The sequence below is a fragment of the Streptococcus hyointestinalis genome (genome assembly GCF_041225505.1).
GTDB lineage: Bacteria > Bacillota > Bacilli > Lactobacillales > Streptococcaceae > Streptococcus > Streptococcus hyointestinalis_B.
Genome location: NZ_JBCLSK010000040.1, coordinates 13,154 through 17,495 on the forward strand (window position 1 = coordinate 13,154; position 4,342 = coordinate 17,495).

Sequence of the window (4,342 nt, forward strand, 5' to 3'; positions counted from 1 at the left end):
ATGGTACCTGATGCTTCCTCACCTGTTGGTGTGAGGTACTTGTACTCAATGGTACGAGTTACAGTTTTCTTGAGAGCTTCCATATCCTTAACAGATTCTGGGTATTGTGGTGTATTTTCATCATCTTCATCCACATCTGTACCAGATTGAGATGAATCTGTGATTGGCAAAACACGTTGTTTCAATCCAATCGTGAATTCCTGATTTACATTCTTATCTTTATCATAAGTGGTTACGCCATCTTCAAAATCATTTGAGACAAGTTCATACCCTTTTTTGAGATATTCATTGATACGGTCTGCTGTCTTATAGTCGATGGCTGCAGCAGAATCGCCCGTTACAGAATCTACATTATTCAAAACAGACGGATTATCCGCATTTGTTACATCTTTATAAGTGAATTTTGCTGTTTGTTGGGCAAGTTTATAAACATGGGTAATGGTTTGTTCCTCTTCTGTATAAACACCTGTGTTTGGTGCACTATCAGATCTTGTTTCTACATATTCGTATTCTAAACCATCATCAGTAGTAATAGAGTCTGGATAATAAGTATTCTTATCCGAAACATCATAAGCAGATTTCACATCATTAAACACACTTTTCGAATCAATTCCTGGAATGGCATTCCCGTTTTCATCCACGTAGTTAACGGTTACTGTTCCATCCGCAATTTGATTTTTCATTTGAATCAATACATTATTGGATTCAATGTAAGTAGCTGGTCCGCCTGATGTTGAAGCAGAAGAAAGATAAGCCTTCCCTCCTTGAGTAGCATTTGTGCCAATGACTGCATCCTCAATGTGGAAATTAACACTTGAATTCGCACTAACTGGCCCAGTTGAAACAAACTTAACAGCCGTTATGCTGGACCAATCTGTTACATCTGCTGCGTCCAACCAAGTTCCAGCTTCCATCTGAGCCGCCGTTCCAGTTGCTGTTGTATAAACTGCACGCCAACCGCTTGGTGGGGTCACTTCCTTGGTTAGATAAACATCAAATTGGGAGTTTCGAGCCTTACCACGAGAATCCAACTGCTTATCCCCTTCTCGAGGAAGAGATGTAATGACGCTAACATTCTTTAATTCAGAATCCGCAACATTGGAGTAAGTAATCTCGAAGTCCACGATATCTTGTGCTTTGTGCTCATTTGAATTGAAACTGTAAGCTGAAGCATCGTCAGGCTTCACTTTTGAGAGAACACCTGATGACTCAGAAGATACCAAGTGAACTTTCCATGTACTTGAAGTTGAATTCTCTGTTGTTACAACAAAACTCTCATCTCCAACTGTAACTGTACCCAAATCAATTCCATCCGTTGGAATAAGCCCAGGATCCTTACTAGCCCAGAAACCAACTTGAGTAATTTCATAAGAACCAACCGGTATGAAATTATTGGCCATGGTTACAATATTTTGAGAAATTGGATCGGTTGAAGAAGTCACAGGGACGTTTTCAACATACAAATCCTTACCTGTGCCATTAAAATTATAGTAAACAATCCAATTAGTATTCAATAACTTAAGGTTTGGATCAAGGAGATAGGCTTGGTAAAGATCCACCGTATAGCCAGCCAGTCCTTTTTCATCAACGTTTTTCGTATCATAGCCTCCACTGCTGTTTTGCTCAGTATCCTTCAATGTATAACGTTGAGTAAATCCAGAACCTTGGATACGGCTATTGTGAGTTAAATCAGACCTATCATCCATTTTGACCTGATAAACCTTACGGACCAAAACACCATTTTTAGCAATAGATGACTCTTCTGTAGTTACATTGTTTACCAAAGTAGCTGTTGTTTGTGTTGGCAATTCTGTAATAGAGGAATCATTGTAACGATTTTCCCAATTGTTGTAGAAGGTGTTTTCAGAAAAACTCAGGTTCGATGGTGGATATGCAAGTGTTGAATCTTTTTTCAAATTTAGATTCTTAAACTCATACCGAACTGCTTTGACTTCCTTCGATTCATCAATTGTAATGTAGGTCCCGGTAGCAACATAAGACGAAGCATCAAAGGTACCAAGTAGCTCATTGGTGGCGTCATTATAAACTTCAACTGACCCGCCATTGGCAAATACCTCTCTATAGTTACGACCCGTATACCCAACACGATTGAAAAATTCACCATCATTGTCTGTTGTAACTTTTAAGGTATAGTCAGTTAAAGGATAATCCGTATCTGTATCTGCTGCACGGGTTAAAGCAACGTTGGTTGTATAGGCTGCTTGACCATGCGCCTTAATAATCTCAGTATCCGTATTATATATGTGGCCTAGAGAAAGAATTCCCTCGGAAACAGGTTGTGCCGGAATATCGACATTATAAGTAAGTGTTTTCGTATTTGAATAAGTTGTTCCATCTTCCTTAATATAGGTACCTGTCACCGTTAAGGCTTGATTTCCCTTAATTTCAGAAACCCTCGCCCCTTCTACAATATCCAAAATGAGTGGCACATAATTGAAATAATTATTACGGTTAGCTGTATCATTACCTTCAAGTGGGTTCGTAGCTCGAGTTACATCTAAATGATAACCATTTTCATCCTCATACCAACCAGCATCTTTCGATTCTTGACTAAGGGTAAGACCTGCTTTTTTAGCAACATCGTAGGTGTATGAAGTAACTGGAGCTACAATGCGAGCACTAGGTGCAGTGGTCCCACCACCTGTAACATTCCGTCCATCAAAAATCCCTGTTCCAGGAGAAAAATGATCATTTAGGACATTAGTTCCAGTTTCAGTCCGTGCACCCGTAAACACATAGAATGATAATTTCCCTGTTTCATCTGCATCCACAATACCATTATCATTAACATCTACAGAAACAATTTGACGATTTGACATAGCTGTTCCTGTATCAGCAGCATTGTATACTTCTTCATAACCAAAAACCAACTCACCCAAATCTTGAACTTTTAAGCCATCTGCATCATAAAAGGTAGCTTTAACCGGAACTTTAAAATCATTTGCTTCCAACATAGAAGCTACATTTCCACCATTATTAACAGATTTCAACTGATAGCTGGTAACAAAGTTATAGTAGGAACCACCTCGTAATGGAGTTGTTGGTGTGAAACGTACGACTGTGTTATTTCCGTCTTTGCTATTTGAAACTGTAACCCCTGAAACTGCCGAAGGTTTTGCTTCAATATATGGAGTGTTTTCAACTACCAACTCAACATAGCCGCCATCATAATTAGCAGATTCGCCTGAAATATCCAAAGAAGTTGTAACCATGATTGTTGCTGAATCAATATTATTGGTTAAACTACTTCTCGTAGAAATGGCTCCGTTTACTACACCTGAAGTATTTGAGCTATCTGAACGGAAAGCACGATTGCTGGACGATGATCCGTTTGAACGGTTGCGACGAACGTCTTGGCTGGTGATTTGAACATCGAAGTTTACTTCTGTTGTCTCACCATTTTCGTAGGTGACAAGAATGCTGGCCTGACGGTCACCATATTGTGGAGTCTTAGAGTAGGCAATATTCGCACTACTTTCCAACAATTCTTTAGCATTCAACAACAGCGCTTCTGCACGAGGGATCGCTTGCCAAGACATTTTGACAAAAGTATCTACGATTGGTTTCACAAGTTCATCTTGTAAAAGTTCTGTCGCTACAGGAAGGAAATCTCCTGATAATACAGAAGTTTCCCGTTTCTCATCTTCTATAGCCACTACTGGAGTATTTTCCTTGTTGCTGTTAGTTGATTGAGTAGTTACTGCTATAGTTTTAGAAGATTCAGCTGAACTATATGAGTTCTCAGTTTGGCTGGTTGCTGTTTCTGTTTCTGATTCCTTCACTTCTTCAGTTGAAGCTTTTTCAGAGGAGGAACTAAAACTACTCGCTGTTTTACTGGTTTCTGGAGTGATTGATGCCTCTGTTGCAGTAGACGTTTCAGTAGCAACTGAACTTGCAGATTCTGAAAATTTAGGAACACTGGTTTCTTCAACTATAGAACTACTGACGGTCTCTATTGCTTCACTTAAAGCGACTGTCTGTGTTGCTGTTGATGCTACAGAAGTTACTTCTTCCGCTTGAACAACTTGCCCTGTAAGTAGAGTTGTCCCAAGAAGAACACTCGCAAGTCCAAAATGATACTTACGGAAGGAATAACGCTTCTTTATCAAGTGCCAATCGAATTTTTTCTTATGTTTGCCGTTCATATAAACTCCGTATTTTAATGTTTAATTCTTTTAGAAAATAAAAACTCCTATATATCCAATTATAGGACTTATTATCTCTTTATGTCTAATTATAGCATCTATAGCCGTATGAAGCAAGGAAGACAGACAACATTTGAAGAGCGTGTAGAGATTGTCAACTATACTATCGCACATGG

The 4,342-nt window shown here is 39.1% G+C and carries 1 protein-coding gene; it reads right to left on the reverse strand.

Annotated elements, in window-relative coordinates; translation table 11 throughout:
- The coding region (locus tag AALA56_RS08600; RefSeq protein ID WP_369909643.1) for a mucin-binding protein at positions 1-4,166 on the reverse strand (4,166 nt) is incomplete at its 3' end.
- Between the last annotated feature and the right edge of the window lie 176 nt (positions 4,167-4,342).